Source organism: Bradyrhizobium sp. LA2.1, assembly GCF_040547725.1.
Taxonomy (GTDB): domain Bacteria; phylum Pseudomonadota; class Alphaproteobacteria; order Rhizobiales; family Xanthobacteraceae; genus Bradyrhizobium; species Bradyrhizobium barranii.
This window is the reverse complement of the sequence record NZ_JBEPQI010000006.1, coordinates 196,180-223,007: the sequence shown is the minus strand read 5'-3', so window position 1 is coordinate 223,007 and position 26,828 is coordinate 196,180. Positions and strand designations below refer to the sequence as shown.

The window sequence follows — 26,828 nt, the reverse complement described above, 5'->3', positions numbered from 1 at the left end:
GGGATGCTTCTGCAAGGACGGTGAGAGATGGGCTCGCGGATAGAGCCCCTCACCCCGCCCTCTCCCCGTAAGAACGGGGCGAGGGAGACGACAGAGCTGGGCGAGGGACACGAGAGGGGAAAATGTCCAATCTGTTCGATCTTCTGGTCGCGGGACTTGCCACCGGCGCGATCTATGCGCTGGTCGCGGTCGGCTTCACGCTCTTGTGGCAGACCTCGCAGACCATCAACTTCGCACAAGGCGAGTTCGTGATGCTGCCGGCGTTCCTGATGCTGGCGGCGATGCATGCCGGCGCGCCGTTCTGGCTCGCGATCATCCTCGGCATCCTGCTCTCGATGATCCTGCTGGGCCTCGCTTTCAAGATGCTGCTGGTCGATCCGATGATGCGCCACGGCGTGCTGCCGCTGGCGATCGCGACGATGGCGCTCGCGATCGGCATCAAGGAGGCCGTGAAGCAGTTCTTCAGCGCGGAGGCCTCGCCCTTCCCCTCGATCGTGCCGACCGGTGATATCTCCATTCTCGGACATGCCGTATCGCTGCAAAGCATCGGCGTCCTCGTCCTCGCCATTCTTGCCGTCTTCGGCCTGACGAGCCTTCTCAACCGCACGTCGCTCGGTCACCAGATGCAGGCGGCGGCGCAGAACCCGACGGTGGCGCGCATCATCGGCGTCCCGGTCGAGCGCATGATCCTGCTGACGTTCCTGATCAACGCCTTCCTGGTCGCGCTGGCGTCGCTTTTGATCACGCCGATCTATCTCGCAAAATTCTCCTCCGGCGAGGTGCTGGGCCAGGCCGCCTTCATCGCGGCGATCGTCGGCGGCTTCAACCAGGTGCGCGGCGCCATTGCCGGCGGCCTCCTGATCGGCGTGCTCGACAATCTCGCGGCCGCTTATGTCTCGACGCAGTACCGCGCCGCCGTTCCGATGATCTTCCTGATCGCCGTCATCCTGTTCCGGCCGCAGGGCTTGCTCGGCCGCGCCGAGGAGCGCACCGTATGAGCGGCTTCGCCAAACCGTTGAAGATCGCGCTCGGCCTCATCGTCATTGCCGGCCTGATCATCGTCCCCATGAATTTCAACCGCTACGGCCTGTTCATCCTGAGCCAGTGGGCGGTGATGAGCATCGCCGCCATGGGACTCAACTTGACGCTCGGCTATGCCGGCCAGGTCTCGTTGGCGCAGGGCGCCTTCGTCGGCATCGGCGCCTATGCGGCAGCGATCATGACCACGCATGGCTGGCCGCTGCCGGCGGCGATCGTGGTCGCGATTGCCTTGAGCTTCGCGGTCGGCTGGGTGCTCGGCTATCCCGCTCTGCGCGTGCAGCACCATTACCTTGCGTTCGTCACGCTCGCCTTCTCCACCCTCGCCTTCCTGGTGTTCCGCAACGAAAGCTGGCTCACCGGCGGCATCTACGGCATCTCCAACATTCCGCGGCCGCACATCTTCGGCATCGCGACCAACAAGCCGCTGCCGTTCTACTATGTCTGCCTCGGCTCGCTTGCGATCGTGTCGCTCGCGGTGTGGTGGCTGATCCGCTCGCCCTGGGGACGCGCCTTCATGGCATTGCGCGAAAATCCGCTGCGCGCGCAGTCGCTCGGCGTCGACACAAGGCGCTATACGCTGATGGCCTTTGCGATCGGCTCGGCGCTCGGCGGCGTCGCCGGCGCGCTCTATGCGCCGCTGACGCAATATATCGATCCCGTGCCGTTCAACCTGTCACTCTCGCTCGACCTCCTGATGATGGTGATCGTCGGCGGTGCCGGCTTCTATTTCGGCCCCTTCCTCGGCGCGATGATCGCGGTGCTGTTGCCCGAATGGCTGCGCTTCACGGAAGGGTATTATCTGATGCTCTATGCTGTCGCGGTGATGCTTCTCTTGATCTGGTCGCCGACCGGCATTCTGGGGATTCTCGATCGCTACCTCGCCGAGCGCCGAACCAAGGCGGCCTCCGCGCTGCGCGCCGTCGCAAAGTCCCGGCTGGAGACGGTGCAATGAGCGCGGTCCTGGAAGTCACCGGCATTAAGAAGAATTTCGGCGGCATCAGCGCCGTCGATGGCGTCTCATTCGACGTCCGCGAGGGCGAGATCCTCGGCCTGATCGGCCCGAACGGCTGCGGCAAGTCGACCCTGTTCAACTGCATCCTCGGCCAGCTCACACCATCAGGCGGCGAGGTCAAGCTCGACGGCAAGGTGGTCACGGGCCTGCGTCCCGCCGAGCTCAACAAGCTCGGGGTCAGCCGCACCTTCCAGCTCTTGCAGGTCTTCCCAAAGCTCTCGGTGCGCGAGAATCTGATCCTCGCGGGACAGGAGCACCAGGGCAATATGGCCTCGCGCCTGGTCGGCCGCTCCGATGCCGGGCTGACTGAGACCGCCAACCAGATGATCGGCTTCTTCAAGCTCGACCATCTCGCCGACGAGCCGGCCGGCGGGCTCTCCTATGGCCAGCAAAAACTGCTCGATGCCGCGATGGCCTTCATGGGCGGGCCGCGCCTCGTCCTGCTCGACGAGCCCGCCGGCGGCGTCAACCCGTCGATGCTGTCGGACCTGAAGGATCGCCTGGTCGCGATCAACCGCGAGAAGAACGCGACCTTCGTCGTGATCGAGCACAACATGGAATTCGTGATGTCGCTGTGCTCGCGCGTGATGGTGATGGCGGAAGGCAAGGTGCTGGCGATGGGGCGGCCGGACGAAGTGCGGAAAAATCCCGCCGTGATCGAAGCCTATCTCGGACATTAGGAAGCCATCATGAGCGACCCGATCCTCTCGGTTCACAATCTCGTCGGCGGCTACGGCAAGATGACGATCCTGAACGGCACGACATTCGCCGTGCCGCAGGCGACCATCACCACCATCATCGGCCCCAACGGTGCCGGCAAGTCGACGGTGTTCAAGGCGATCTTCGGCCTGTTGAAGCTGCGCGAAGGCAAGATCAGCTTTGCCGGCCGCGACGTCACCAATTTGAGCCAGCGCGCGCTGCTCAATGCCGGCATCTGCTACGTGCCACAGGGCCGCAACATCTTTCCCGAACTGTCGGTGCGCCACAATATCGAGCTTGGTGGGGTCTCGGCCGGCAAGGGCATCGACCTGCCCGCACGGATCGAGGCCGCGCTCGACCTGTTTCCCGCGCTGCGCCGCAAGTCGGCGCAGCAGGCCTCCACACTCTCCGGCGGCGAGCAGAAGCAGCTCGAGATCGCGCGCTCGCTGCTGCTCGAGCCAAAGCTCGTGCTGATCGACGAGCCCTCGATCGGCCTGTCGCCGCTGATGGTGCAGCAGACTTTCGACATCCTGAAAGGCTTGCGCGACCGCGGCGTCACCATCCTGATGATCGAGCAGAACGCGCGCTCGGCGCTGGAGATTTCCGACATCGGTATCGTGCTCGAGCTCGGCCAGACCCGCATGGTCGACGGCGCGAAGCGAATTCTGAACGATCCACGCATCGGCCAGCTCTTTCTCGGCGGCGCCATGGAGGACAACGCAGCATGAACAAGCGTTCGATCGCGACCGTCTCGCTCTCAGGCAGCCTGGACGAGAAGCTCCGCGCCATCGCATCAGCCGGGTTCGACTCGGTCGAGATCTTCGAGAACGATCTGCTGTCGTTCGGCTCGGGCCCGCGCGAGGTCGCGCAGCTGTGCAAGGACCTCAATCTCGAGATTTGCGCATTCCAGCCGTTCCGCGATTTCGAGGGCATGCCGGAGCCGCAGCGGACACGCAACTTTGCCCGCGCCGAGCGCAAGTTCGATCTGATGCAGGAGCTCGGCACCGACCTCCTGCTGATCTGCTCCAACGTCTCGCCCGCCTCGCTCGGCGGCATCGATCGCGCCGCGGACGATTTTCGCGAGCTCGGCGAGCGCGCGGCCAAGCGCGGCTTGCGCGTCGGCTATGAGGCGCTGGCCTGGGGCCGCCATGTCAACGATTACCGCGACGCCTGGGAGATCGTGCGCCGCGCCGATCATCCCGCGATCGGCGTCATCCTCGACAGTTTTCACGCGCTCGCGCCCGGCTTTCCGGTACGCGCCATGGCCTCGATCCCCGGCGACAAGATCTTTCTGGTGCAGCTCGCGGATGCGCCAAAGCTCGAGCTCGACATCCTCTCATGGAGCCGGCACTTCCGCTCCTTCCCCGGCCAGGGCGACCTCCCGGTCGGTGAATTCATGCAGGCCATCGCAGCGACCGGCTATGCCGGGCCGCTATCGCTCGAAATCTTCAACGACCAGTTCCGCGCCGGCTCGTCCGCGCAGACCGCGGTCGACGGCCTGCGTTCGCTGATCCTGCTGGAGGATCAGCTTGCACCGGATTGGCCGAAGCTTGTCAGCGTGCCGCTGGCGCCGAAGGCGAAGAGCCATGGCACCGGCTTCATCGAGTTTGCCGTCAACGAGACCAAGGCGGTCGACCTCGCCCGCCTGTTCGCGCAGCTGGGCTTCCGCAAGACCGGCAAGCATCGCAGCAAGGCCGTGGAACGCTGGTCGCAGGGCAAGGTCGAGCTCGTGATCAATTGTGAGACCGACGGCTTTGCGCATTCGCATTACGCCACGCACGGCCCCGGCGTCTGCGCGATTGCGCTCGACGTCGACAATGCCGGTCTTGCCATGCAGCGCGCCGAAGCGCTGAAGACGCGCACCTTCTACCAGCCGGTCGGGCCGGGCGAGCTGGAGATTCCCGCGATCCATGGCGTCGGCGGCAGCCTGCTCTATTTCCTCGATCAGGCCGGCAAGAACTGGGATACCGATTTCGAGCCGGTCGCAAGTGACGCGAACGCCGACGCCCTGCTTGCCGTCGATCACATCGCGCAGTCGATGCCCTACGACGAGATGCTGTCCTGGCTGCTGTTCTACACCGGCATCCTCGACCTGAAGCGGCTGCCGCAGATGGAGATCGCCGACCCGCGTGGCCTCGTGCAGAGTCAGGCGGTCATCAACGCCGACCAGAGCCTGCGCTTCGTGCTCAACGGCTCATCCGCCAACCGCACCCTGCCGGCGCGCTTCATCTCGGAGTTCTTCGGCTCGGGCGTGCAGCACGTCGCGTTCTCCTGTCGGGACATTTTTGCGACGGTCGCCGCGATGCGCAAGCGTGGCGCGGATTTCCTCGATATCCCTGATAACTACTACGACGACATCGAAGCCAAATATGACCTCGCGCCCGACCTGATGGCGCAGCTGCGCGCCAACCACATCCTCTACGACCGCGAAGGCGACGGCGAGTTCTTCCAGGTCTACACCCACATCTTCGATGAGCGCTTCTTCTTCGAGATCGTGGAGCGACGGGATTATCAGGGATTCGGCGCAGCCAATGCCGGGATCAGGCTCGCGGCGCAGGCCCGCGAGGTAAGGCCTGCGAGCATGCCGCGGGTGTAGGTCTTCGCCTCTCCCCGCCTGCGGGAGAGGCCGGAATTTGCGGCAGCAAATTCCGGGTGAGGGGGACTCTCCGCGAGTCATATGTCCCCCAGGAGCAACGCTCTCTCGACACGTCATTGCGAGCGCAGCGAAACAATCCAGAGTCCCTCCGCGGAGACAGTCTGGATTGCTTCGCTGCGCTCGCAATGACGATGTGGGGACTATCGAGGAATACAACGACCTCCGTCCCCGCGGAGACTCCCCCTCACCCTGACCCTCTCCCCGCAGGCGGGGAGAGGGGAAGAGGCATCAGCTCACTTCATCGCACACTTGTCGTGGAATCGATCCTGGTCGTTCTCCACGATCGTCGCGACCGTCTTCAGCGAGAGCTGGCCTTCGCCGTCCTTGACCACGTCCTGGAGATAGAAGCTCTGCACCGGAATGTGGTTCTTGCCGTATTTGAACGGGCCGCGCAGCGACTTGAAGTTGGCCTTCTCCATCTCGGCCTTCATCGCGTCCTTCTTGCTGGTGTCGCCCTTCACCGCGACCACCGCGCTGTTGATGAGCTGGGCGGCGTCATAGGCCTGGGCGCCGTAGTAGGTCGGGCGCAGGTTGGTGTACTTCTTGCGGTAGTCGGCGACGAAGCGCTTGTTCTGCTCGTTTGGGAGGTCGTTGACCCATTCCTGCGCGCCGGGCACGCCGAGCGCGTTCTCCTTCTGGAGCGGCAGCGACAGCTCGTCGACCGTGAAGGCGGTGTAGAGCGGCATCGTGCTCTTCAGGCCGGCCTGCGCATATTGATTGAGGAACTGCACGCCGGCCGCACCGGGATAGAACACGAAGATCGACTCGGCGCCCGAGGCGCGCGCCTTTGAGAGCTCGGCGGAGAAATCGAGCTGGCTCGGCCAGACCGTGTATTCCTCGCCCTTGACCTCACCCTTGAACGTGCTCTTCAGGCCCGCGAGCATGTCCTTGCCGGCCGCGTAGTTCGGCCCGATCAGGAACACGCTCTTGACGCCCTTCTGGTTCATGTAGAGGCCCATGGCGGCGGGCGTCTGGTCGTTCTGCCAGGAGGTCGAGAACACGTAAGGCGAGCACAGTTCGCCGGCGAGCTGCGACGGACCGGCATTGGCCGAGATCAGGAAGGTCTGCGAATCCACCGCGGTCTTGAGCGAGGCCAGCAGCACGTTCGACCAGATGTAGCCGACGATGAAGTCGACCTTGTCGGACTGCACCAGCTTCTCGGTCTTCTGCTTGCCGACATCGGGCTTCTGCCCGTCGTCCTCGTAGATCACCTCGACCGGCTTGCCGTCCATCTTGCGGCCGATGTGATCCAGCGCGAGCTCGAAGGAATTGCGCATGTCGTTGCCGATCACGGCAGTCGGGCCGCTGAAGGTCGAAACGAAGCCGATCTTGATGGTGTCGCCGGCGAAAGCCTGATTTGCCAGCACCAGCGCCGCTGCGCCCGCCAGCCAGAATGCCGTCCTCATAACCACTCCCCTCCTTATTATTGATCCCGGAAGCGGGGTGATCGCCGCCCCGGGTCTGTCTCTATTGAACGAAAAATCTGTCGCGCCGCCAATGGCTCAGCGCCCGCCCCTGCACCATATTTCGCCCCAATCGAGGATGGCAAGAAATATAATTCTACTCACTTCGACCAAGGCTGCGGCGCTTTTTCGCGGGATGACGATACGCCCGGCCTATGCCGCGATTGATGACGCCTATTGGACTATGGCGCCCAATGCGCACTTAGATGAAGGAGAGCAGCAGCGAGATTCGAGGGTGTATCATGGCCGCAAATCCCCACCGCGTCGTCATCGTCGGAGCCGGCTTCGGCGGGCTGGAGGCGACCTACCGGCTTGCGGGCGCGCCGGTCGAGATCACGCTGATCGACCGCCGCAACCATCATCTGTTCCAGCCGCTGCTCTACCAGGTCGCGACCGCCTCGCTCGCGACCAGCGAAATCGCCTGGCCGGTCCGGCACCTGATGCGCGACCGGCGCGAGGTGACGACCCTGTTTGCGACGGTGAGCGGCGTCGATGCCGACCGGCGCTGCGTGCTGATCGACGACGGCAGCGAGGTGCCCTACGACACGCTGGTGCTCGCCACCGGCGCGCGCCATGCCTATTTCGGCCATGACGAGTGGGAGCAGTTCGCCCCCGGCCTGAAGACGCTGGAAGACGCGACCACGCTGCGCCGTCACATCCTGGTGGCATTCGAGCGCGCCGAGCGCGAGACCGATCCGGCCAAACGCGCGGCGCGGCTGACCTTCGTCATCGTCGGCGCCGGCCCCACCGGCGTCGAGCTCGCCGGCACCATCGCCGAAATGGCGCACCACACGCTCCCCGCCGACTTCCGCAACATCGACACCCACAAGGCACGCGTGGTGCTGATCGAGGCCGGACCGCGCGTGCTCGCGGGCTTCCCCGATGACCTCTCGGCCTATGCGCAAGCCTCGCTGGAAAAAATCGGCGTCGAGGTCGTGCTGGGCCAGGCCGTCACCGAGATCAACCGTGAGGGCGTCGTATTCGGCGGCAAGCTGCTCGAGGCAAAGACGCGGATCTGGGCCGCCGGCGTGCGCGCCTCGCCCGCGGCCGAATGGCTGGGCGCACCAAGCGATCGCGCCGGGCGCGTGGAGGTCAACAACGATCTGACGATACCTGGTCATCCCGAAATCTTTGCGATCGGCGACACTGTTGTGATCAATGCCTGGGAGGGGAAGCCAGTGCCCGGCATCGCGCCGGCCGCCAAGCAGCAGGGCCGGCACGTCGCCGAAACCATCAAGGCGCGCCTGCGTGGCGAGAATAAAGGTGCATTCCGCTACAAGCACTCCGGTAGCCTCGCACAGATCGGCAAGCGGCTCGCCGTGATCGATTTCGGCAAGGTCAAACTGCGCGGCACCATCGCCTGGTGGATCTGGGGCATCGCCCACATCTACTTCCTGATCGGCCTGCGCCACCGCCTCAGCGTCGCCCTGAGCTGGCTCTGGATCTACGCCCGCGACCAGCGCGCGGCGCGGTTGATCACGCAGGGGAGTAGCAAGGTGGCGTAGGGACGCTGCCGCGGCGCGCTTCTCTTACCCTCCCCTGGAGGGGGAGGGTCGGCTCGCATTGAGCGCAGCGAAATGTGAGACGGGGTGGGGTGAAGGTCTCTCCACGTCCACACTGCCCGAGTGGAGAGATCACCCCACCCCGCTCGCGCTACTTCACCAACTCGCACCCGCCCTCCGCGAGCGGCCGGAACGCCTGATCCGCCGGGATCGTCGAGACCAGCTTGTAATAGTCGTACGGATATTTCGACTCGTCCGGCTTCTTCACCTCGAACAGATACATGGGATGCACGACGCGCCCGTCCTGGCGGATCGTGGTGTCGCCGAACAGCTTGTCCTTACCCCTGAACTTCTTCATCTCGGGCACGGCGTCCTTCGCATTGTCGCTGCCGGTCGCGGCGACTGCGTTCAGATAAGCGAGCGTCGAGGCATAGACGCCGGCCTGGTTGCCGCTCGGCATCTTGCCGTTCATGCCGGGTCGCGCCGCAAATCGCTTGGCGAAGGCGCGGGTGTCGTCGTTCATGTCCCAGTAAAACGCTTCCATGAGCTGGAGGCCCTGCGCGACCTTGATGCCCATGCCATGGACGTCGTTGATGAAGAGCAGGAAGGCGACGAGCTTCTGCCCGCCTTGCTGGATGCCGAACTCGGCAGCCTGCTTCACCGCGTTGATGGTGTCGCCGCCGGCATTGGCGAGGCCGATCACCTGCGCTTTCGAGCCCTGCGCCTGTAACAGGAAGGAGGCGAAGTCGGAGGTGCCGAGCGGGTGCTTGGAGGAGCCGAGCACTTTGCCGCCATGCGCCTCGATGTATTTCTGCGCCTCCGCCTCGATGCCCTTGCCGAGCGCATAGTCGACCGTGAGGAAATACCAGTCCTTGCCGCCGCGCGACATCATCGCGGCCGCGGTGGTGTTGCCGGTCGCCCAGGCATCGTTGACCCATTGGATCGTGTTGGGCGAGCAGGCCTTGCCGGTGAGATCCGAGCTCGCCGTGGACGACGCCAGGAAGGTCATGCGGCTGTCGCGCAGCAGCGTGTTGATGGAGAGGCCGACGGCCGAATTCGGCACGTCGACGATGGCATCGACACCCTCGACATCGAGCCATTTGCGCGCGATCGCGTTGCCGACATCGGCCTTGTTCTGGTGGTCGGCATAGACGATCTCGACCTTGATGTTCTTGCCGCCGCCGTTGAAATCCTCGGCCGCCATCCGCGCAGCCTCGACCGAGCCCATGCCGTTGGTGTCCTGGAAGATGCCCGAGATGTCGTTGAGCACGCCGACGCGCACGACATTGTCGGAGATCTCGGCGCTTGCCGCGCCGCTCATCAGGCTCGCCGCCAGCGCAAGCGTCAATTTCAGGTGTTTCATCGTTCCCTCCCCTTTGTGTGTCGCGCCGGTCGCCGCCGGCACGTCCTGGAATCAGACCTGCCGTTCCGGCAATCTCAGCACCAGCCCGTCGAGCGCGGGCGTAATCATGATCTGGCAGGCCAGCCGGCTGTTCGGCAGCCGCTCGGCGGCGGTGCCGTCGAGCAGCGCGTCTTCGTCATCAGCCATCGCGGGCAGGCGCGCGAGCCAGGCTGCGTCGATATAGACGTGGCAGGTCGCACACATGGCATTGCCACCGCACTCGGCCAGGATGCCGTCGAGACCATGGCGGGTCGCGGCCTGCATGGCGCTTTCGTCGCCTGAAGTTTCGACACGATCGGACTTGCCGTCGGCATGGATGAAAGTGATGGCGGGCATCAAGGCTCCTCGTCAGGCCGGGGTGATGGTGACCGGCAGGCTGTCGAGCCCGCGCAGCGTGTTGTTGAAGCGGCGTTTCGGCTCGCCCGTGATCTCGATCTTCGCGATACGCCGCGCCAGCGCCGTCAGCATCACTTCGCCTTCGAGGCGCGCGACGAGCTGGCCGACGCACATGTGGATGCCGGAGCCGAAGCCGACATGGCCGGACGAGCGGCGCGTGATGTCGTAGCTGTCGGGCTTGTCCCAGCGGCGCGGATCGCGATTGGCGGCGGCAAGGAACATCAGCACCTTCTCACCTTCGCCAATCGTCGCGCCTGACAGCTCGACCTCACGTGTGGTGGTGCGGAAGAAGGTCTGCACCGGGCTTTCGAAACGAACCGCTTCCTCGAAGGCGCTACGCGCGAGCGTGAGATCGCCGCGCAGGCGCTGCCATTGCTCGGGGAAGCGCGCGAGGCAATAGACGGCCGCGCCGATGCCGTTGACAGTGGTGTCGAGGCCAGCCGACAGCAGCGAGCGCACCAGCAGCGGCGCTTCGGTGGCCGTGATCGCGCCCTCGTCGACCTGGGCATGAATGCAGGCGCCGAAGCCGCCGGGCGCAAGGTTCTCGCGCTGGCACTGCTCGGCAACATAGGCTTGATGGGGCGTCGAACGCGCAATCGCCTCCCGGCGCAGCTCATTGGGCGGCCCGAATGCGTTGAACACGACGCTCGCGTAGGGAATCAGATGCTCGCGCCCCTCGGATTTCAGCCCGAGCGCATCCGGGAAGATCGAGAGCGGATAGGCCTCGGCGAGGTCGGCGATCGCGTCGAAGCTGCGCCTTTCGATCAGCGCGTCCACCCGCTCCTCGGCCGCCGCGGCAAAGCGGTCGCGCACCTGCTTCATCACGGTCGGCGACAGCACCTTCGAGAGCACGGCGCGGGTCCGCGTATGCGCGGGCGGATCGGCCTCGAGGATCAGGCTCGGCGGCCGCCACGGCGTCTCCTTCTTGAAATCGGAGAGGCCGACGCCGCGGCTGGAGCAGAACGTCGCGGGATCGTTCAGCACGGCGTGGACCTCGGCATAGCGTGCCACGCCGTAGACGTTCCACTTGTCGAGATAGACGACCGGACCTGCCTCCCGCAGCAGCTCGTGCGTGGGATAGGGGTCGGCGAAAAAATTCATGTCGAAGGGATCGACGTCGAGATGCGGGACGCCTGATACGGCGGAGCCAGGTGCGCTCATTGTAGTCCTCCCTCATTTTGATCTTGTGAAAGGGCCGCGCTTGCCCTTAGGTCTTCGGACACGCCGCGAGACAAAAGACCGATATGCCGCCGTCTTCGACCAGAGCCCGCCAAAGGCCCGCACCCGCCGAAACCGGGCCGACGCTCGATCTCGACCGTTATGTCCCGGCTTTCATCACCTTCATCGCCAACAAGCTCTCGAACAGCGCTACCGCGTTCTACCAGCGCGAGTTTGGCGTCAACGTCACGGAATGGCGGATCATGTCGCTGCTGGCGATTGAGCCCGGCATTCCCGCCTCGCGGATCTGCCACGTCATCGGTTTTGACAAGGGGCCGGTGAGCCGGACGCTCGCGGGGCTGGAGAAGCGCGGACTGGTCTCGATTCGAACCGACCCGAACGATGGCCGCACCCATTCGATCTCGCTGACGGCGAAGGGCCGCGCCACCCATGACAAGGTGATCGTCGCGGCGTTCGAGCGCGAGCGGCGGCTGTTGTCCTGCCTGAGCAAGGACGAGCGCGAGGCGCTGATCGATCTGCTGCGCCGGCTGCACGAAAATCTCGGCGCAGTGACCGGCAGCACCACCACCTGACGCGCGCGTAAAGCGCGCGGCATCGCCGCCTTCAGGCATACGCCGGCGTTTGCCCGCGGCCACCTCTCTGCCGAGCATCGTTTCCTCCAGGACCAGGCGCAGCGGTTCTCCCGCCGTCATCCTTGTCTGGAACGGTTCGCACAAATTAGTTGCTTAAGCAACAAAAGAATCATGCATGATATTGCGGCAGAATGGCTGGCGTATTTTGCGAGCTGCTCGACCCATCCCCGTCATTGCGAGCGCAGCGAAGCAATCCAGAGCCCCACCGGGGAAAGATTCTGGATTGCTTCGCTGCGCTCGCAATGACGATGTGGACAGAGCGTGGCCTCACTCCGACTTGATCTGCCAGTGGCTACAGACCGATCCACTCACCCGACGCATCATCATTCACCCGCGCCACAGCATCGGCACGCCGCGTCAGCACGGCGCGCTGATTGATGTAACCCTTGTCGGTGATCTCGCCGCCGTCCACCGACGGCGGCTCGGTGAGCAGCAACGCGCGCGTCGCGTGGCCGGAGGAGTTGGCGCCCTGCCGTTTCAGCTTCGCCAGGCCCTGAGCGATCGCCGCTCTGACCTTCTCATCACCAAGCACATCGTTGACGCCTGCCGTCTCGGACAAGCCGGCATGGGCACGGCACGCGGCCATGTTCGGGAAGACCAGGAAGCGCACTTCGTCGCCCCCTTGGCCGGTGACGACGATGTCCTGCGCGAGCGGCGCCAGCGCGGCGATGCCGGCGACACGCAGCGTGCCAACGCTGACCCAGGTGCCGGAGTTGAGCTTGAAGTCTTCCGCAACACGACCATCGAAGAACAACCCGCGCTCAGGCCGTTCCGCATCGGCAAGCTTCACGGCATCGCCAATGAGATAATAGCCCTCGTCATCGAAAGCCTGCTTCGTCAGCTCCGGCGCCTTCCAGTAACCCGGCGTGACATTAGGGCCGCGCACGCGCACCTCCAGCTTGTCCCCTGACGTGACGAGCTTCAGCTCGGTTCCGGGAATGGGCACGCCGATATTGCCCGAGCGCTCCGCGAGGAAATGACAGTCGGTCGCCAGCGGCGACGTCTCGGTCGAGCCCCAGGCCGACACCATCGGCAGCGGACGACCAACTGTCGCCACCGAAAGCTGCTCGAGCGCGTCCCAGAGGTTCTGCGGCAGCGCGGCGCCGGCATAGAAGGCGAATTTCACCTCGCCGAAGAAGCGGCGGCGCAGTTCCTCGTCGCCGCGCAGCGCTGCGATCAGCATGTCGAAGCCGCGCGGCACGTTGAAATAGACCGTCGGCATCACGCTTTTCAGATTGGCGAGTGACGTTGCGAAGAGACCGGGCGCGGGCTTGCCGCCGTCGATATAGAGCGACCCGCCGTTGCGCAGCACGAGATTGAAATTGTGGTTGGCGCCGAACGTGTGGCTCCAGGGGAGCCAATCGAGAATGACGAGATCGCTGTCAGCCTGCTCCAGGAACGTCCAAGTTTGCGCCTTGGCCTGCTGGCTCGAGGTCAGCATGCGCTGGGTGTTGATGACGGCTTTCGGCGTGCCGGTCGAGCCCGAGGTGAACAGGAATTTTGCGATCGTATCCGGCGTCACCGCGGCGAAGGCTTTTGCGACGTCGCCCGTTTCGGGCGTCGCCGCGATGTCACGGAAGGCCAGCGCATCGGCATCGCCGGCATTGCCACTGATGATCTGCGCCTTGTGCAGCGGCTCGATCGCGGCCAGCGCCGCGGCAAACGGCTTGGTCGCGGAGACATAGATCGCGCCCGGCTCGAGCAGCGCGATCATGCTCTTGAGCTTGTCGAAATCTTTCGACATCAGCGAATAGGCCGGTGAGATCGCGGCCGAGGGCACGCCGACATGCTGGGCCGCAAGGGCGAGCAGCGCATGGTCGATGCTGTTGTCGGAGAGGATGACGACGGGACGCTCGGCGCTGAGCTGTTGCGCCAAAATCCAGCTCGCCGCTGCGCGTACCCGCCGCAGGGCGCCCGCATAGGTCATGGTGGCCCAGGGCGTGTCGGCGCTGTCACGCTCGGCGAGGAAGATCGTGTCAGGCGTCTGCCGCGCAAAATGCTCCAGCCAGTCGCCGATGCAGCGGGCGCTGTCGCGCAAGGGTTCTGGCGAGCGCAGCACGATGCTGCCGTCGGGGCGATGCTCGGCGACGGTCTTGGGTGTTGCGAACAGGCTCGAAGCGTCACCGCGTGCGGCGGTTGTCATGGTTTCCTCCTCGCCCGTATCAGGGATCGGCTACAGCCTCGTTCCGGGCCGCTTTGGCCATATTGTTGGGCACGACAATTGTTGTCGTCAACAATAATCTTCCGTAGGGGCGTTCGAGGCGCTAAGGTTGCACGGCAGGAGAGATCACGTGACAGCCAGCGCAGCCCGAACTGAGCCCCGCCCTTCCTCACGCAAACGTGCCGGCAACGGCGCGGCGCGGCCGAACGACGCGGACGAGATCGGCCTCGACGCGCTGGTCGGGCACGCCGGTTATGCGGTGCGGCGCTTCCAGATCTGGATCTTTCAGGACTTCATCAAGACGCTCGGCGAGGTCGACATCAAGCCGACGCAGTATTCCGTGCTGACGGTCATCGGCGCCAATCCGGGCCTTTCGCAGATGGCGGTGGCGAAGCGTCTTGGCATCGAGCGCGCCCGGCTGGTGCATCTGCTCGACAGCCTCGAACAGCGCAAGCTGGTGAAGCGGGTCAAGTCGAAGGCGGACCGCCGCGCCCACGCGCTGCACCTCACCGCACCGGGCGAGACGGCGCTTGCCAAATTCAAGCGCCTCGCCGCCGAGCACGAGCGGCATGTCGTGGAGAAGATCGGCAAGGAGAACCGGGAGCAGCTGCTCCAGATCCTCGCCTGCTTCACCTGATCGACGCTGCCCAATATTTGCGCAAATGCCCGTATCGGGGCGCTGGCACGACGGCCCAACAATCCTCGAAATATCTTACAAGCCACTGATCCTTCGATAATATCTGAGGCATAGCGCCTGCCCGGATTGTGTACACAATGGCACATCGCTTGCTTCAATCCGGGTAAGACCTGTTGCCGGAGTTTTGTCACCATGGGGGCTGAGCAGCCTGAAACGATCGCCGCGATTGTGGCCGCGCATCGCGCGGGCACGATAACGCCTGCGCAGACCGTCGCGCGAACCTATCAGCGCATCCGCGATCACAACGATCCCGCAATCTTCATCAGCCTGCGCGACGAGAAGGACGCGATCGCGGAAGCCGAGAAGCTTGCCGCAAGGGATGCCATCAGCTTGCCGCTCTACGGCGTGCCGGTCGCGGTGAAGGACAATATCGACACGCTGGGATTTCCGACCACCGCGGCCTGCCCGGCCTTCTCGTATACGCCGACGCATGATTCGACCGCGGTGGAACGCCTGCGCGCGGCCGGCGCGATCATCATCGGCAAGACCAATCTCGACCAGTTCGCAACCGGCCTCGTCGGCGTGCGCTCGCCTTATGGCATCCCCAAAAATTCGATCCGCGAGGATCTCATTCCCGGCGGCTCGAGCTCAGGCTCGGCGGTCGCCGTCGGTGCCGGACTGGTGCCGCTGTCACTGGGCACGGACACCGCCGGCAGCGGCCGGGTGCCGGCGATGCTCAACAACATCGTCGGGCTGAAGCCGAGCCTCGGCATGATCTCGACCGCGGGCCTGGTGCCGGCCTGCCGTACGCTCGATTGCATCTCGGTATTCGCTCTGACTGTCGACGACGCCGCGCTGGCCCTCTCCGTGATGGCGGGGCCGGACCAGGCCGACCCGTTCTCGCGCGACCGGCCGCTGGGCGCGATCACGCCGTTCCCCGCGAATTTGCGCCTCGGCGTGCCCCGCAACGGGCAGCTGATCTTCTTCGGCGACAGGAAGGCGGAAGCCGCTTACGGCGATGCGCTGAAGCGCTGGACTGCGCTCGGCGCTAAGCTGGTCGAGTTCGACCTCGAGCCGTTCTACGAGACGGCGCGGCTGCTCTATGAGGGTCCCTGGGTCGCCGAGCGTTATCTCGTGATCAAGGATCTGCTGGCGTCCGCACCTGATTCGATTCATCCGGTGACGCGCGAGATCACCGTCGCCGGCGCGCGGCTGACCGCTGCGGAAACCTTCTCTGCGCTCTACCGTTTGCAGGGCCTGCGCAAGATCGCCGAGCGGACGTTTGCGAACATCGACGCGCTGGTGCTGCCGACTGCGCCGACCGCGTATACGACGGCGCAGGTGCTGGCCAATCCGATCGAGCTCAACAGCCGGCTCGGCACCTACACCAATTTCGTCAACCTGCTCGACCTCTGTGGCCTCGCGGCACCGGCGTCGATGCGCACCGACGGCATTCCGTTCGGTATCACGCTGCTCGCGCCCGCAGGACGCGATGCACTGCTCGCGAGCATCGGCCGCGTTTTCCATGCGGATACGAAACTGACCGTTGGAGCGAAGGGCGTTGCGCAGGCACCGCTGGCGCCGCTCGCAGCAAACGGCAGCGACGAGATTCCGATCGCAGTGGTCGGCGCGCATCTCTCCGGTATGGCGCTGAACGGCGAATTGACGGCGCTCAACGGAAAGCTGGTCGAGGCGACCAGGACCGCGCCGGACTACAAGCTCTACGCACTCAAGACCACGCCCCCGAAGCCGGGCATGCTGCGCGTCGAGGCTGGCACGGGCGCGTCGATCGAGCTGGAGATCTGGTCGCTGTCGTCGTCGGCTTTCGGCAAGTTCGTCAACGCGATTCCCGCGCCGATGGCGATCGGGACAATCAGGCTGGCGGATGGCCGCAGCGTGAAGGGGTTTCTCGTCGAGCCCGAAGTGCTGAGCGAGGCGCGAGAGATCACGGCGTATGGCGGCTGGCGGAAGTTTATGGCGGAGAAGGCGAAAGGGTAGCTGCCGTAGGGTGGGCAAAGCGTAGCGTGCCCACCAACAGCATTAGTTAGGATAGATGGTGGGCACGGCGCTTTGCGCCTTTGCCCACCCTACGGTACCGCGTTTGCCGCCCTAAACCGACACCGCGTAAATCTCATACTCTCCGCGCACCAGCTCGATATGCGCGCGCATGGCGGCGGCGGCGCCCTGCTTGTCGCCGCGCATGATGGCGACGACGACGCGGTCGTGCTCGGCTTGCGACTTTGCCAATCGGCCGAGGTTGCGGAACTGGGCGCGGCGGAACGGTTGCACGCGGACGCGCGTCGCCAGCGTGATCTCGGCGATGTAGCCGTTCTGCGATCCCGCATAGATCGCATTGTGGAAGCGCTCGTTGACCTCGTGGAAGCGATCGGGATTGCCGGCGTAGCTGAGCACGCGCAGCTCTTCGTGGATGGCTTCGAGACCGTGGCGCTCGGCAGCGGACATGCGCTCGGCGGCAAGGCCCGCGCACAGCGCCTCGAGCTCCGCCATCGCCTCGAACATGCTTTTCAGACGCTCGACCGAGGGCTGCGCCACCACCGCGCCGCGATGGGCGCGCGATTCGACGAGGCCGCTCGCCACCAGCTGGCGCAACGCCTCGCGGACCGGCGTGCGCGAGACGCTGAAGCGCCGCGCGATGTCGGTTTCATCAAGCGGCGCGCCCGGGGCCAGGGTTCCGCGCACGATCTCATCGGCGAGCTGAAGCCGCAGTTCCTCGGCGCGCGTGATCTTGTGCACACTGGGCTGCGCCCGGTCGACGCGCGGCACCACCGGCTCGGCCGGCAATACTCCCTGCGGAAGATCGTCAAGCGTCATACGATCAGGTCTCTTTCGACTCGTCGATGATGCTGACATGGGCGGCGACGACGCGCCAGCCCTCCGGGAAGCGAATCCAGGTCTGCATCTGCCGGCCGACCTTGCCGGGAGCCGTGTCGCGGTAGAACAGGGTGGAGGCCACGGCCGTGTCGCGGCCATAGCTAGTGATCACGGTTTTCGCGGTGCGGCGGTTGAGGCCCACTGGCGAACGTCCGGCGCGGAAGCCGGAGATCGCCTCATAGCCGTAGAGGTTCTCGCCGATGCCGTAGCGCAGCGTGCGGGGATCGTTGCGGAAGAGTTCGCCGAGCACGGCGACGTCGTTGGTGATCAGCGCCTGCTCATAGCGTTCGAACGCGGCCTTCACTTCCGCGATCACCTCGGGGAGATCGATCTCCATTTTAAATCCCTCTCAAAGTCCCCTTGGCGACGGCGCGGAGACCACGCCCATCTTCTCCAATGCGTGCGCCACGCGCAGCGCGATGTCCTCGCGCCAGGGCGCGGCGATGATCTGGACGCCGATCGGCAGCGGCTCGAGCGGCACCGGCACGGCGACCACCGGCAACCCGATGAACGAGATCGGCTGGGTGTGGATGCCGATATTGGCGCGAACCGGCAACTCGACGCCGTCGAGCGTGAAATTCACCTGGCCAAGCTTCGGCGCGGTGCAGGGCGTGGCCGGCGCAATCAGCACGTCGACGGATTTGAAGATCTCGGCGAGCTGCGCGCGATACCAGCGGCGGAATTTCTGCGCGCGGTCGACCAACGGCGCCGGCACCATCGCGCCGGCGATCAGCCGGTCGCGCACGGCGGGATCGAAATCGTTCGGGCGTTTCCGCAGGCGATCGAGATGCAGCGAGGCGCCTTCGGTGGTGGTGATGACATAGGCCGCCGCGCGGGCGCGCGAGGCTTCGGGTACGTCAACGATCTTCGTCGCGCCGAGCGCCTTGGCGACGCGGCTGACGGCTTCGACGGCCTCTGGAAACACGTTCTTCTGAAAGTGCCCGCCGGCAATCGCGATGCGCAGGTCCGACACCGGATTGGCGAGCAGCGGCAGCGTCGGCTCCAGACCGCGCGTGGTGCAGGCAGCATCATCCGCATCCGGTCCCTGCATCGCGTCATAGGCGAGCGCGAGATCGGTCGCCGAGCGCGCGAACGGGCCGAGATGATCGAGGCTCGCGACGAACGGGAACGAGCGCGCCCGCGACAGCCGGCCATAGGTCGGCTTCAGACCAAAGATGCCGCAGAAGGAGGACGGCACGCGGATCGAACCATTGGTGTCCGAGCCGAGTGCGATCGGCACCAGCGCGCCGCCGACGGCGCTCCCCGAGCCACCGGACGAGCCGCCGGTCATCCGGGTCGTGTCATGCGGATTGCGCGAGGGACCGTCATGGACGTTCTCGCCGGTGAAGTCGTAGGCGTATTCGCCCATGTTGAGCGCGCCGACGAGCACGGCACCTGCGGCTTCCATCCGCTCGATCAGCGTGGCGTCGCGCTTGGCAGGCGCGAGGTCGCGGTTGATCTTCGAGCCGGCGCGTGTCGGAAGCCCCGCGACGTCAAACAGGTTCTTCACCGCGAAGGGAACGCCGGCGAGTGGGCCAACCTCCTTGCCGGCAGCAATGTCGGCGTCGATCGCACGCGCTTTCGCACGGGCGCGATCGGCGGTGACGTCGGTGAAGGAATTGAGGACGCCATCGTGCTGCTTGATGCGCGCAAGCGCTGCTTCGGTGGCATCGAGTGCCGACATCTTGCCGCCGGCCACAGCCTTGGCGATGTCCGCAGCCGTCATCTCTGGCTTGGTGGTCATGGCGGGATCAGACCGTGAAGATCGGCGCGGGCTCGGTCTCGTCCGGCAGCGCGAATTCGTCGACCAATCGGCCAAGCCGGAGCGAGACTTCGAGATTGGCGCGCACCGCCGGCCTCCAGGCCTCCTCGACCGGCAGCGCCAGCGCTTTCGATACGGCGTCGATATAATCGTCCAGCGGCTCGGCCATCACGCTCCCAAACAATCTCTCAGTGCACTCTTAGTGGACCTGCAACGGCGGATGCGGGATCGCCGTCAGCAGCTCCTTGGTATAGTCGTCCTGCGGATCGCTGAGGACTTTTTCGGAAGAGCCCTCTTCGACGATTCGACCTGTCCGCATGACAATGACACGATCGCACAACAAGCGCACTACGTTCAAATCATGCGAGACGAACAGATAACTCATACCTAGCCGCGCTTTCAGGTCCTGAAGCAGATTGAGGACCACGGCCTGGACCGAGACGTCGAGCGCCGCGGTCGGCTCGTCCAGGATGACGAGCTTCGGGTGCAGTGCAATCGCGCGCGCGATGCCGACGCGGGCCTTCTGGCCGCCGGACAGCTGGTGCGGGAAGCGGTCGAGCAGATTGTGCGGCAGCCCGACCATGGTCGCGAGTTCCTCGCAGCGCGTTCGCAGCGCATCGCGGCCCCTGATGTCGCCGAGCTGCATGATGGGGTCGGCGATGGCGCGGGCGGCGGTGAAACGCGGGTTGAGGCTGTCGGTCGGGTCCTGGAACACCATCTGGATGCGGCTGCGCTGCGGCAGCCGGGCGAAGGAGGCAGGCGCGATGGCGCCGATGTCCTCGCCGTCGAACTGGATCAGGCCCGAGGTCTGGTCGAGCAGCCGCATCAATATCATCGACGTGGTCGATTTGCCGCAACCGGATTCGCCGACGAGGCCGACGCTCTCGCCATGGCCGATGGAGAGGCTGATGCCGTCGACGGCGCGGAAGACGTCCGGCTCGACCGGCGGCTTGCGGCCGAACAGTTTTCCGAGCGTCGCCGTGGCGCCCTGACGGGGGTATTCCTTGACGAGCTTCTCGATGAGGAGGAGAGGCTTTTGGCTGTCCGTGCCTGCTGCGGCGGTCGGGGCGGATGCTGGGCTCGCGGCCGCGGCGGCCGCGCCCTCCTCCTCCGGCAACAGATCGCGCAAGCTCACGCCGAGCCGCGGCGTCGCGCGCATTAGCTTCTTGGTGTAGGGGTGCTGCGGGTTCGCAAAAATGTCGGCGGCTTTCGCCGTCTCGACCACGCGGCCCTTTTCCATCACCACGACGCGGTCGCAATAGGCGGCGGCGAGACCGAGATCGTGGGTGATGAGAATCGTCGACATCGCCTTGCGCTTGGTCAGCTCGACGATCAGGTCCATCACCGCCTTCTGGGTGGTAACGTCGAGGCCGGTGGTCGGCTCGTCCGCGATCAGGAGCTGCGGATTGCAGGCGAGCGCGAGCGCGATGACGACGCGCTGGCACATGCCGCCGGACAGTTCGAACGGATAGGCGTGGTACCGCTCGCGCGGGCGGGCGATCTTGACCTGCTCCAGCGCCTCGATCGCCTTTTCTCCGTGGTCCGAAACCATCGCCTGCTGCACATGAGTACGCAGCACGTCCTCGATCTGGTCGCCGACTTTCCGGATCGGGTTGAGCGCGGCGCGCGGGTTCTGGAAGATCATCGAGACTTCGCGCCCGCGCAGATCGCGCATCTGGTCTTCGGTCGCGGCCTTCACGTCGATACCCGAAAACATCACCGAGCCTTCGGCGATCCGTCCGGCGCGATCGAGGATGCGCATCACCGCATAGGACGTCACCGACTTGCCCGAGCCGGACTCGCCGACGATGGCGAGCGTCTCGCCCTTGGCGACGGAGATGTTGACGTGCTGGACGGCTTTGACGATGCCGCGGCGGGTGGTGAATTCGACCGTGAGGTCCTGGACGTCGAGCAGGGGCTGGGCGGTCATGCGGGCCTCCCGATCAAAAATGTCGAAAACAACCCCATGCACAGTAGAATGGGGTTGGAATCATTAGAGAATTTCTGGCGGTAATTTGCGGGTGAGGCGGGCAAACCTCTCTCGCTCCCTCCCCCCTTGCGGGGGAGGGTTGGGGAGAGGGGTGGCCCCAGGCGAGGTCGGAGTTCGTGGCGACCCCTCTCCCTGCCCCTCCCCCGCAAGGGGGGAGGGAATGAGAGAACAGTGCTCTCCTCACTTCCAAGCGTTGCGCTTCTCTCCCCGCACTTGACCATCACTCACGTCCTCCGCTGGGGGTCGACGATGTCGCGGAGGCCGTCGCCGAGGAGGTTGAAGCAGAACACGGCGATCATCAGAGCAAGGCCGGGGAATAGCGCGATCCACCATTCGCCCGACACCATGAAGCCCGCGCCTTCGGCGACCATGATGCCCCATTCGGCGGTCGGCGGGCGGACGCCGAGGCCGATGAAGGACAGCCCCGCGGCATTGAGGATGGCGTAGCCCATGGTCAGCGACATCTGCACGATCATGATCGGCATGATGTTCGGCAAGATGTGCACCAGCAGGATGCGGAATTCGCCGTTGCCCGACAGACGCGCGGCCTGCACGAAGCCGGCATTGCGGCGGACATTGGCCTCGGCGCGCGCGACGCGGGCATAGAGCGGAAAGTTGACGATGGCCGTGGCCAGAATGATGTTCTGCACGGTGTTGCCGAGGGCGGCGACGATGCCCATCGCCAGCACGAACAGCGGAAACGCCATGATGGTATCGGCGATACGGCCGACGATGCGATCGGTCCAGCCGCCGAAATAGCCGGCCGCGATGCCGGCGAGGCCGCCCATCAGGAACACCAGCACGACGGAGGCGACCGCGATGAACGTATCGAGCCGTGTCGCCACGACGACGCGGCTGAAGATGTCGCGGCCGAGCTGATCGGTGCCGAACCAATGCGCCATCGACGGCGGCTTCAGCGCCGCGGCGGTATCGGAAGCGAGTGGATCATACGGCACCACGTAGGGGCCGAAGATCGCCGCGATGAGGATCACGATCAGCAGCGCGAAGGCGAAACCCGTGACCTTGTTCTCGCCGAGAACGTAGCGGGTCTGTTCGAGGATCGCGACCAGCCCTGATGTCCGCGCGGGACCGACGGGTTCAACAGCAGGCGCAACGGAGCTCATGATCTAGCCCTCCAACCTGACACGCGGATCGATCACGCCGTAGAGAATGTCGATCACGAGATTGAGCAGCACGTACATGACCGCCATGGTCAGCACAAAACCTTGCACGGGCGCGAAGTCCGACGAGATCAGCGCCTCCACCGCGTAGGAGCCGATGCCGGGCCAGGCGAACACTTTTTCCACCAGCACGTTGGCCCCTAACAGAAACGAGAACACCATGCTGAGCGTGGTGATCACGGGGAGCATCGCATTGCGGAACGCGTAGGTGACGATGACCGTTGTCGGCGACAGGCCGCTGGCGCGTGCCGTGCGCACGAACTCCGACGACAACACCGCCAGCATCGAGGCGCGCGTCATGCGCGCGATCGGCGCCAGCGAGAAGATCGCAAGCGTCGTCGCCGGCAGGATGAGCTGGCTCAGCGCCGAGCGGAACGCCTCGAAGTCGCGCGCGATCAGGGTGTCGATCAGATAGAAGCCGGTCACCGTCGGCGGCGCGCTGTAGAACACATCGAGGCGGCCGAGCGGCGCGGGTGACCAGCCTAGCCTGAAGTAGAAGACATAGACCAGCACCAGGCCGGTGAAGAACACGGGTAACGACACGCCGGCCGTCGTCGTGACACGGCAGAGATGGTCGACCCATGATCCCGGCCGCGTCGCCGCCAGCACGCCAAGCGGGATCGCAATCACGACCGAAACGATGAGGCCGAGCAGCGTGAGCTCGGCGGAAGCCGGCAGGCGGTTGCGGATCTCGGCCGCGACCGGCTGCCCCGTGGTGAGCGAGTTGCCGAAATCGCCATGGGCGAGGTCGTTGGTGTAGCGGAAAAACTGCTCGATCAGCGGCCTGTCGAGCCCGAGCTTCTTGCGGATCTGCTCAACGGCTTCCTTGGTCGCGGCGGGACCGGCGAAGTATGCGGCGGGATCACCGGGCAACGCGCGCGTCAGCAGGAAGGTGACGATGACGACCCCGATCAGCGAGGGAATCGCGAACATCAGGCGCTTGCCGATCATGGTCAGCATGGAAAGACGCTCCTGGATGACGGACGAATCTCGCTAGCGGACAAGAGCGTTGCCCCGCGCTCCGCTGCGTTCCCTCCCCCCTTGCGGGGGAGGGCTAGGGAGAGGGGTGGCCCCGGGAGAGGTCTGAGTTCGCGGCTACCCCTCTCCCCGACCCTCCCCCGCAAGGGGGGAGGGAGCGAGAGAGCGGTGGCCGCCTCACGCGATGAAGAACTTGCACCGCGAGGATCAGAGAGACCACCACATGCCGATGCGTCGCCGACGATCAGCATGACGGCTCACCCCTTCACCAGCGCGCGGTAATCCAGCCTCCGGTGGAACCAGTATTGGTAGCCGCTGATGTTCTTCTGCATCGCGACGTTGACGAAGGGCTGGTACAGCGGGATGCGCGGGATATCGGTGAAAGCGAGATCGACGAAGCCCTTCACGTCGGTGTCGTAGGTCGCGGTGTCGCCGGTGGCGGCGGCGGTGCGCGCGCCGTCGATCAGCTTGTCCATCTCCGCCGACTTGTAGCTCATGGTGTTGAAGACGGAATTGTTGCCGTGATAGCACCAGTAGAAGAAGTACTCGGGGTAATCGAGCCAGCCCGAGAACACGTTGGTGAAGAGCGGCATCTCCTTCTTGTTCAGCTCGGTGCGCCAGTTGGCGCCGGGCACCTTGTTGATGGTCGTCTTGATGCCGATCTGCGCGAGAGATTCCTGCACCAGCACGCAGAGCGGCTCGTTGACGCCCGCGAAGTTGAGATCGAACGAGATCGTGGTCTCGAAGCCGTTGGCGAGGCCTGCCTCCGCCATCAGCGCTTTCGCCTTCTCGATGTCGGTGTTGTATTTGTGCGGCTGCGGCCAGGCGACTTCGGTCGGCTTGTCCTTGGGCGCGCCGAACATCGGGTTGGCGAGGCCGAACATCACCGCGTCCATGATCTTCTGATAGGGCAGCGCATAGGCGATCGCCTGGCGAACTTTTGGATTATCGAACGGCGGCTTGGTGACGTTCATGCCGATATACTGGATGCCGTTGGAGAACGGCAGCGACACGACGTTCAGCTTGCCGTTCGCCTTCATCTCCTGAAAGTCCTTGTTGGGCAGCTCGTAGGAGATGTCGGCGTCGCCGCGCTCCAGCAGCGCGCGGCGGTTGCCGGCCTGCGGCACCATGCGCCAGATCACGCGCTTGATCTTCGGCAACGGACCGCAGACCCAATCCTCGTTGCGCTCCATGATCACTTCGGTGCCGGCGGTCCACTTCGTCACCTTGTAGGCGCCGGAGCCCGCGGTCTGTTGCTTGGTGAATTCGAGACCCCAGGGATCCTTCTCGCTGGCGTTCTTCTTCACCAGCTCGGAATTGACGATGCAGGGCACGATGACCGCGAGATCGGGGATCGTGAGCTTGTCCTTCTTCAGGAAATCGACGCGCACGGTGGTGTCGTCGATCACGACGAACTGCTCCGGCTTGGTCAGCGAGCCAGCGCTCATCTGGAAGGTCGGGAAGCCGCCGACGCTGACGGCGCGATCGAGCGACCACTTCACGTCCTTGGCGGTGACGGGCGTGCCGTCGTGGAATTTGGCGTTCTTGCGCAGCTTGAAGGTGACCGACATGTCGTCGATCTTGAACTCCTCGGCGAGCTCGGGCTTGAACTTGTCGCGGTCGTAATAGGGCACCCCGCCGGGGCCGGTCTTCATCTCGTGGCTGATCAGGCGGTCGTAGCAATTCCACGACACTTCATAGCCGGGCACGTTGGTGCCGACGCCGTGGATGTCGAGATTGTTCGGGCCGCCTTCCGAGACGATCAGCAGCGTCTCCGAACGCGCATCGGCATAGGCGGTGGAGATGACCTGTGGCATCGCCGGAAGCGCCGCGCCTGCGGCCAATCCGGACACGGACTTGAGGAAATCGCGGCGCTTCATGGAAAATGCTCCAACGCAAAAGTTTCTGGTTGGAACAGGGATTCGCAAGGTTCGTGCCAGCGCTTAATGGGATCTTAATTTCCAGATAAAGCGTTGATTCAAATCGATATTTTTGTGATTTCGGCGGCTGATCGCCTTTTGGGCAAGCCAGTCAATTGCATACAAAGATGCGATTCTGCTCCAAAAATAAGCTGAAAGATTGAGCGCCGCCGGATTGAGCAGGACGTCGCAGATGGCCTGGGCGGTTCAGCCCGACCAGATCAGATCCTGGAGTTCGACGAGATCGTTCGCCCTGTCCTGCCAGCCCTCGACACAGACGTGGCTGTTGAGGTCGCTGGCGCGGTGCAGCAGCATCAGCGCCATCAGCCGGCGCTTCAGTGCGAAATCCGGCTTCGTATAGCCAAAGCCTTCGAGCAGGCTGCGCACCCGGCCCGGCCGGCCGGCCGCCATGAAGGCGCCGGGGCCGAGCAGATCGTAGTCGCGCCATCCCGTCAGCACGTCGCCGAAGTCGAACAAGCCCGCGAGCGACCATTGATCGTCATGACAGGCGAGCAGGAAGTTCTGAGGGATATATTCGCCGACCAGGATCACCGGCGGCGCATCCATCGGGATCAGTTTTACGGCGTCACGCAGGAGATCGTCGAGGCCGGCGAGGAATTTCGGGGCGAGGCCGAGCCGCGTGTGCCGCGCTTTGCAGCCCTGCATCTGGGCGCGCATGAAGTCGTCCCAGCGCGGCTCGATCTCCGCCAGCGGACCGAGAGGCGCGTGCTGCACGGCGGCGATGGTCTCACCGATCTGGCGCAGCAGGCGCTCCTTCTGGTCTTCCGCCAGCTGCGGCCACACCTCCGAGCCGAGCGTGCCGGTAAGGCGCGTGATGACGAGGTAAGGCCAGCCGTCGCGCTCCCCCTCCGCGACGATCTCCGGGATCGGCAGATGAAGGCGGCCGGCAAGCTGCGCCAGCGACCCGCGTTCGGAGACGAATTGCGCGCGCAGAAGCGGCGGGAAGATTTTCAGGATCAGCTTCTCGCCGAGGCCGACGACGAGATTGGTGCCGGTCGCAAACACGTGCGGCGCGCTGGTATCGAGACCGTGGCTGCGCGCGATGTCGAGCGCGATCGGCAGCCACGGCAGTGGATCGGAGCGAAAGGCGCGAAAGCTTTCCGCGTCGGTGAAGTGAGGTAGTTTCATCGACATCGCGACCTTATGCATTTCAAAAGCAGTTCCCCTCTCGGCCCATCCTTCGAGACGCCCGCTTTGGCGGGCTCCTCAGGATGAGGGCGGAGTGCGTGGCAGCGATTTTGGCAGGCACCGATGCCGCTTAGCCTCATCCTGAGGAGACCGCGAAGCGGTCGTCTCGAAGGACGA

Annotated in this window: 23 protein-coding genes; 9 read left to right on the top strand and 14 right to left on the bottom strand. The window is 64.8% G+C overall.

Features of this window, described 5'->3' with window-relative positions; all coding sequences use genetic code 11:
- The first annotated feature begins 122 nt into the window (after window positions 1-122).
- From ABIB95_RS13670 to ABIB95_RS13650, 5 genes are read left to right on the top strand one after another with little or no spacing between them, the layout of a single operon-like run.
- Window positions 123-998: a branched-chain amino acid ABC transporter permease gene (locus ABIB95_RS13670; RefSeq protein WP_028148063.1), complete on the top strand. Its 876-nt coding sequence runs from the start codon at window positions 123-125 to the stop codon at window positions 996-998.
- Complete coding sequence (locus ABIB95_RS13665) at window positions 995-1,993, top strand: branched-chain amino acid ABC transporter permease (RefSeq protein WP_071909113.1); 999 nt, start codon at window positions 995-997, stop codon at window positions 1,991-1,993. The genes ABIB95_RS13670 and ABIB95_RS13665 overlap by 4 nt, the downstream gene beginning before the upstream one ends.
- The gene (locus ABIB95_RS13660; RefSeq protein ID WP_038933436.1) at window positions 1,990-2,733 is read left to right on the top strand and encodes an ABC transporter ATP-binding protein; all 744 of its coding nucleotides are present in this window, start codon (window positions 1,990-1,992) and stop codon (window positions 2,731-2,733) included. The genes ABIB95_RS13665 and ABIB95_RS13660 overlap by 4 nt, the downstream gene beginning before the upstream one ends.
- A gap of 9 nt (window positions 2,734-2,742) precedes the next feature.
- On the top strand, window positions 2,743-3,480 hold the full coding sequence (locus ABIB95_RS13655) for an ABC transporter ATP-binding protein (protein ID WP_208067631.1): 738 nt from the start codon (window positions 2,743-2,745) through the stop codon (window positions 3,478-3,480).
- A complete protein-coding gene (locus ABIB95_RS13650; protein WP_354239985.1) occupies window positions 3,477-5,348 on the top strand; it encodes a bifunctional sugar phosphate isomerase/epimerase/4-hydroxyphenylpyruvate dioxygenase family protein in 1,872 nt (623 codons plus the stop codon). The genes ABIB95_RS13655 and ABIB95_RS13650 overlap by 4 nt, the downstream gene beginning before the upstream one ends.
- Window positions 5,349-5,641: 293 nt before the next feature.
- Here the strand turns inward: ABIB95_RS13650 and ABIB95_RS13645 are convergent, their stop codons facing one another.
- The gene (locus tag ABIB95_RS13645) at window positions 5,642-6,814 is read right to left on the bottom strand and encodes an ABC transporter substrate-binding protein (RefSeq protein ID WP_247312836.1); all 1,173 of its coding nucleotides are present in this window, start codon (window positions 6,812-6,814) and stop codon (window positions 5,642-5,644) included.
- A gap of 299 nt (window positions 6,815-7,113) precedes the next feature.
- Between ABIB95_RS13645 and ABIB95_RS13640 the strand changes: the two genes are divergently transcribed.
- Window positions 7,114-8,376: an NAD(P)/FAD-dependent oxidoreductase gene (locus ABIB95_RS13640; protein WP_354239983.1), complete on the top strand. Its 1,263-nt coding sequence runs from the start codon at window positions 7,114-7,116 to the stop codon at window positions 8,374-8,376.
- A 148-nt stretch (window positions 8,377-8,524) separates the two neighbouring features.
- Here the strand turns inward: ABIB95_RS13640 and ABIB95_RS13635 are convergent, their stop codons facing one another.
- Genes ABIB95_RS13635 through ABIB95_RS13625 form a run of 3 tightly spaced genes read right to left on the bottom strand, consistent with a single transcriptional unit; the run spans window position 8,525 to window position 11,332 of the window.
- On the bottom strand, window positions 8,525-9,736 hold the full coding sequence (locus ABIB95_RS13635) for an ABC transporter substrate-binding protein (protein WP_354239981.1): 1,212 nt from the start codon (window positions 9,734-9,736) through the stop codon (window positions 8,525-8,527).
- Between the two features lie 51 nt (window positions 9,737-9,787).
- The gene (locus ABIB95_RS13630) at window positions 9,788-10,111 is read right to left on the bottom strand and encodes a 2Fe-2S iron-sulfur cluster-binding protein (RefSeq protein ID WP_208067634.1); all 324 of its coding nucleotides are present in this window, start codon (window positions 10,109-10,111) and stop codon (window positions 9,788-9,790) included.
- A 12-nt stretch (window positions 10,112-10,123) separates the two neighbouring features.
- On the bottom strand, window positions 10,124-11,332 hold the full coding sequence (locus ABIB95_RS13625; protein WP_071909105.1) for a cytochrome P450: 1,209 nt from the start codon (window positions 11,330-11,332) through the stop codon (window positions 10,124-10,126).
- Between the two features lie 83 nt (window positions 11,333-11,415).
- Here ABIB95_RS13625 and ABIB95_RS13620 point away from each other — a divergent pair, with 83 nt between their 5' ends.
- Window positions 11,416-11,922 carry a MarR family winged helix-turn-helix transcriptional regulator gene (locus ABIB95_RS13620; protein WP_354118953.1) on the top strand — a complete coding sequence of 169 codons (507 nt, stop codon included), beginning with the start codon at window positions 11,416-11,418 and terminating at the stop codon, window positions 11,920-11,922.
- Window positions 11,923-12,274: 352 nt separating this feature from the next.
- Here the strand turns inward: ABIB95_RS13620 and ABIB95_RS13615 are convergent, their stop codons facing one another.
- Window positions 12,275-14,125, bottom strand: coding sequence for a feruloyl-CoA synthase (locus ABIB95_RS13615; protein WP_354239978.1), 1,851 nt, complete (start codon window positions 14,123-14,125; stop codon window positions 12,275-12,277).
- Window positions 14,126-14,273: 148 nt separating this feature from the next.
- Here ABIB95_RS13615 and ABIB95_RS13610 point away from each other — a divergent pair, with 148 nt between their 5' ends.
- Window positions 14,274-14,780 carry a MarR family winged helix-turn-helix transcriptional regulator gene (locus ABIB95_RS13610; protein WP_354239976.1) on the top strand — a complete coding sequence of 169 codons (507 nt, stop codon included), beginning with the start codon at window positions 14,274-14,276 and terminating at the stop codon, window positions 14,778-14,780.
- A 192-nt stretch (window positions 14,781-14,972) separates the two neighbouring features.
- Window positions 14,973-16,778 carry an allophanate hydrolase gene (gene atzF / locus ABIB95_RS13605; RefSeq protein ID WP_354239974.1) on the top strand — a complete coding sequence of 602 codons (1,806 nt, stop codon included), beginning with the start codon at window positions 14,973-14,975 and terminating at the stop codon, window positions 16,776-16,778.
- A gap of 111 nt (window positions 16,779-16,889) precedes the next feature.
- Here atzF and ABIB95_RS13600 read toward each other — a convergent pair whose 3' ends face one another.
- The 9 genes from ABIB95_RS13600 to ABIB95_RS13560 all read right to left on the bottom strand — a co-directional run bounded on the left by ABIB95_RS13600 (window position 16,890) and on the right by ABIB95_RS13560 (window position 26,657).
- Window positions 16,890-17,612: a GntR family transcriptional regulator gene (locus ABIB95_RS13600; RefSeq protein ID WP_354239972.1), complete on the bottom strand. Its 723-nt coding sequence runs from the start codon at window positions 17,610-17,612 to the stop codon at window positions 16,890-16,892.
- A gap of 4 nt (window positions 17,613-17,616) precedes the next feature.
- Window positions 17,617-18,009 carry an oxalurate catabolism protein HpxZ gene (gene hpxZ, locus ABIB95_RS13595; RefSeq protein ID WP_014491241.1) on the bottom strand — a complete coding sequence of 131 codons (393 nt, stop codon included), beginning with the start codon at window positions 18,007-18,009 and terminating at the stop codon, window positions 17,617-17,619.
- Between the two features lie 12 nt (window positions 18,010-18,021).
- The gene (locus tag ABIB95_RS13590; protein WP_354239970.1) at window positions 18,022-19,416 is read right to left on the bottom strand and encodes an AtzE family amidohydrolase; all 1,395 of its coding nucleotides are present in this window, start codon (window positions 19,414-19,416) and stop codon (window positions 18,022-18,024) included.
- 7 nt (window positions 19,417-19,423) lie between these two features.
- Window positions 19,424-19,603 (bottom strand): DUF4089 domain-containing protein, encoded by a 180-nt coding sequence (locus ABIB95_RS13585; RefSeq protein WP_028148078.1) that lies wholly within the window; start codon window positions 19,601-19,603, stop codon window positions 19,424-19,426.
- A 30-nt stretch (window positions 19,604-19,633) separates the two neighbouring features.
- The gene (locus ABIB95_RS13580; RefSeq protein WP_354239968.1) at window positions 19,634-21,364 is read right to left on the bottom strand and encodes a dipeptide ABC transporter ATP-binding protein; all 1,731 of its coding nucleotides are present in this window, start codon (window positions 21,362-21,364) and stop codon (window positions 19,634-19,636) included.
- 284 nt (window positions 21,365-21,648) lie between these two features.
- Window positions 21,649-22,548 carry an ABC transporter permease gene (locus tag ABIB95_RS13575; RefSeq protein ID WP_063979948.1) on the bottom strand — a complete coding sequence of 300 codons (900 nt, stop codon included), beginning with the start codon at window positions 22,546-22,548 and terminating at the stop codon, window positions 21,649-21,651.
- Window positions 22,549-22,551: 3 nt separating this feature from the next.
- Window positions 22,552-23,565, bottom strand: a complete 1,014-nt coding sequence (locus tag ABIB95_RS13570) for an ABC transporter permease (protein ID WP_063979949.1) — start codon at window positions 23,563-23,565, stop codon at window positions 22,552-22,554.
- Between the two features lie 275 nt (window positions 23,566-23,840).
- Window positions 23,841-25,463 carry an ABC transporter substrate-binding protein gene (locus tag ABIB95_RS13565; RefSeq protein WP_071909096.1) on the bottom strand — a complete coding sequence of 541 codons (1,623 nt, stop codon included), beginning with the start codon at window positions 25,461-25,463 and terminating at the stop codon, window positions 23,841-23,843.
- Between the two features lie 246 nt (window positions 25,464-25,709).
- Window positions 25,710-26,657 (bottom strand): aminoglycoside phosphotransferase family protein, encoded by a 948-nt coding sequence (locus ABIB95_RS13560; RefSeq protein ID WP_354240256.1) that lies wholly within the window; start codon window positions 26,655-26,657, stop codon window positions 25,710-25,712.
- Window positions 26,658-26,828: the final 171 nt, after the last annotated feature.

Excerpts from the sequence above, each read along its gene's own strand:
- ABIB95_RS13670 (WP_028148063.1), top strand. The coding sequence starts at position 123 with ATGTCCAATCTGTTCGATCTTCTGGTCGCGGGACTTGCCACCGGCGCG.
- ABIB95_RS13665 (WP_071909113.1), top strand. The coding sequence starts at position 995 with ATGAGCGGCTTCGCCAAACCGTTGAAGATCGCGCTCGGCCTCATCGTC.
- ABIB95_RS13660 (WP_038933436.1), top strand. The coding sequence starts at position 1,990 with ATGAGCGCGGTCCTGGAAGTCACCGGCATTAAGAAGAATTTCGGCGGC.
- ABIB95_RS13655 (WP_208067631.1), top strand. The coding sequence starts at position 2,743 with ATGAGCGACCCGATCCTCTCGGTTCACAATCTCGTCGGCGGCTACGGC.
- ABIB95_RS13650 (WP_354239985.1), top strand. The coding sequence starts at position 3,477 with ATGAACAAGCGTTCGATCGCGACCGTCTCGCTCTCAGGCAGCCTGGAC.
- ABIB95_RS13645 (WP_247312836.1), bottom strand. The coding sequence starts at position 6,814 with ATGAGGACGGCATTCTGGCTGGCGGGCGCAGCGGCGCTGGTGCTGGCA.
- ABIB95_RS13640 (WP_354239983.1), top strand. The coding sequence starts at position 7,114 with ATGGCCGCAAATCCCCACCGCGTCGTCATCGTCGGAGCCGGCTTCGGC.
- ABIB95_RS13635 (WP_354239981.1), bottom strand. The coding sequence starts at position 9,736 with ATGAAACACCTGAAATTGACGCTTGCGCTGGCGGCGAGCCTGATGAGC.
- ABIB95_RS13630 (WP_208067634.1), bottom strand. The coding sequence starts at position 10,111 with ATGCCCGCCATCACTTTCATCCATGCCGACGGCAAGTCCGATCGTGTC.
- ABIB95_RS13625 (WP_071909105.1), bottom strand. The coding sequence starts at position 11,332 with ATGAGCGCACCTGGCTCCGCCGTATCAGGCGTCCCGCATCTCGACGTC.
- ABIB95_RS13620 (WP_354118953.1), top strand. The coding sequence starts at position 11,416 with ATGCCGCCGTCTTCGACCAGAGCCCGCCAAAGGCCCGCACCCGCCGAA.
- ABIB95_RS13615 (WP_354239978.1), bottom strand. The coding sequence starts at position 14,125 with ATGACAACCGCCGCACGCGGTGACGCTTCGAGCCTGTTCGCAACACCC.
- atzF (WP_354239974.1), top strand. The coding sequence starts at position 14,973 with ATGGGGGCTGAGCAGCCTGAAACGATCGCCGCGATTGTGGCCGCGCAT.
- ABIB95_RS13600 (WP_354239972.1), bottom strand. The coding sequence starts at position 17,612 with ATGACGCTTGACGATCTTCCGCAGGGAGTATTGCCGGCCGAGCCGGTG.
- hpxZ (WP_014491241.1), bottom strand. The coding sequence starts at position 18,009 with ATGGAGATCGATCTCCCCGAGGTGATCGCGGAAGTGAAGGCCGCGTTC.
- ABIB95_RS13590 (WP_354239970.1), bottom strand. The coding sequence starts at position 19,416 with ATGACCACCAAGCCAGAGATGACGGCTGCGGACATCGCCAAGGCTGTG.
- ABIB95_RS13585 (WP_028148078.1), bottom strand. The coding sequence starts at position 19,603 with ATGGCCGAGCCGCTGGACGATTATATCGACGCCGTATCGAAAGCGCTG.
- ABIB95_RS13580 (WP_354239968.1), bottom strand. The coding sequence starts at position 21,364 with ATGACCGCCCAGCCCCTGCTCGACGTCCAGGACCTCACGGTCGAATTC.
- ABIB95_RS13575 (WP_063979948.1), bottom strand. The coding sequence starts at position 22,548 with ATGAGCTCCGTTGCGCCTGCTGTTGAACCCGTCGGTCCCGCGCGGACA.
- ABIB95_RS13570 (WP_063979949.1), bottom strand. The coding sequence starts at position 23,565 with ATGCTGACCATGATCGGCAAGCGCCTGATGTTCGCGATTCCCTCGCTG.
- ABIB95_RS13565 (WP_071909096.1), bottom strand. The coding sequence starts at position 25,463 with ATGAAGCGCCGCGATTTCCTCAAGTCCGTGTCCGGATTGGCCGCAGGC.
- ABIB95_RS13560 (WP_354240256.1), bottom strand. The coding sequence starts at position 26,657 with ATGTCGATGAAACTACCTCACTTCACCGACGCGGAAAGCTTTCGCGCC.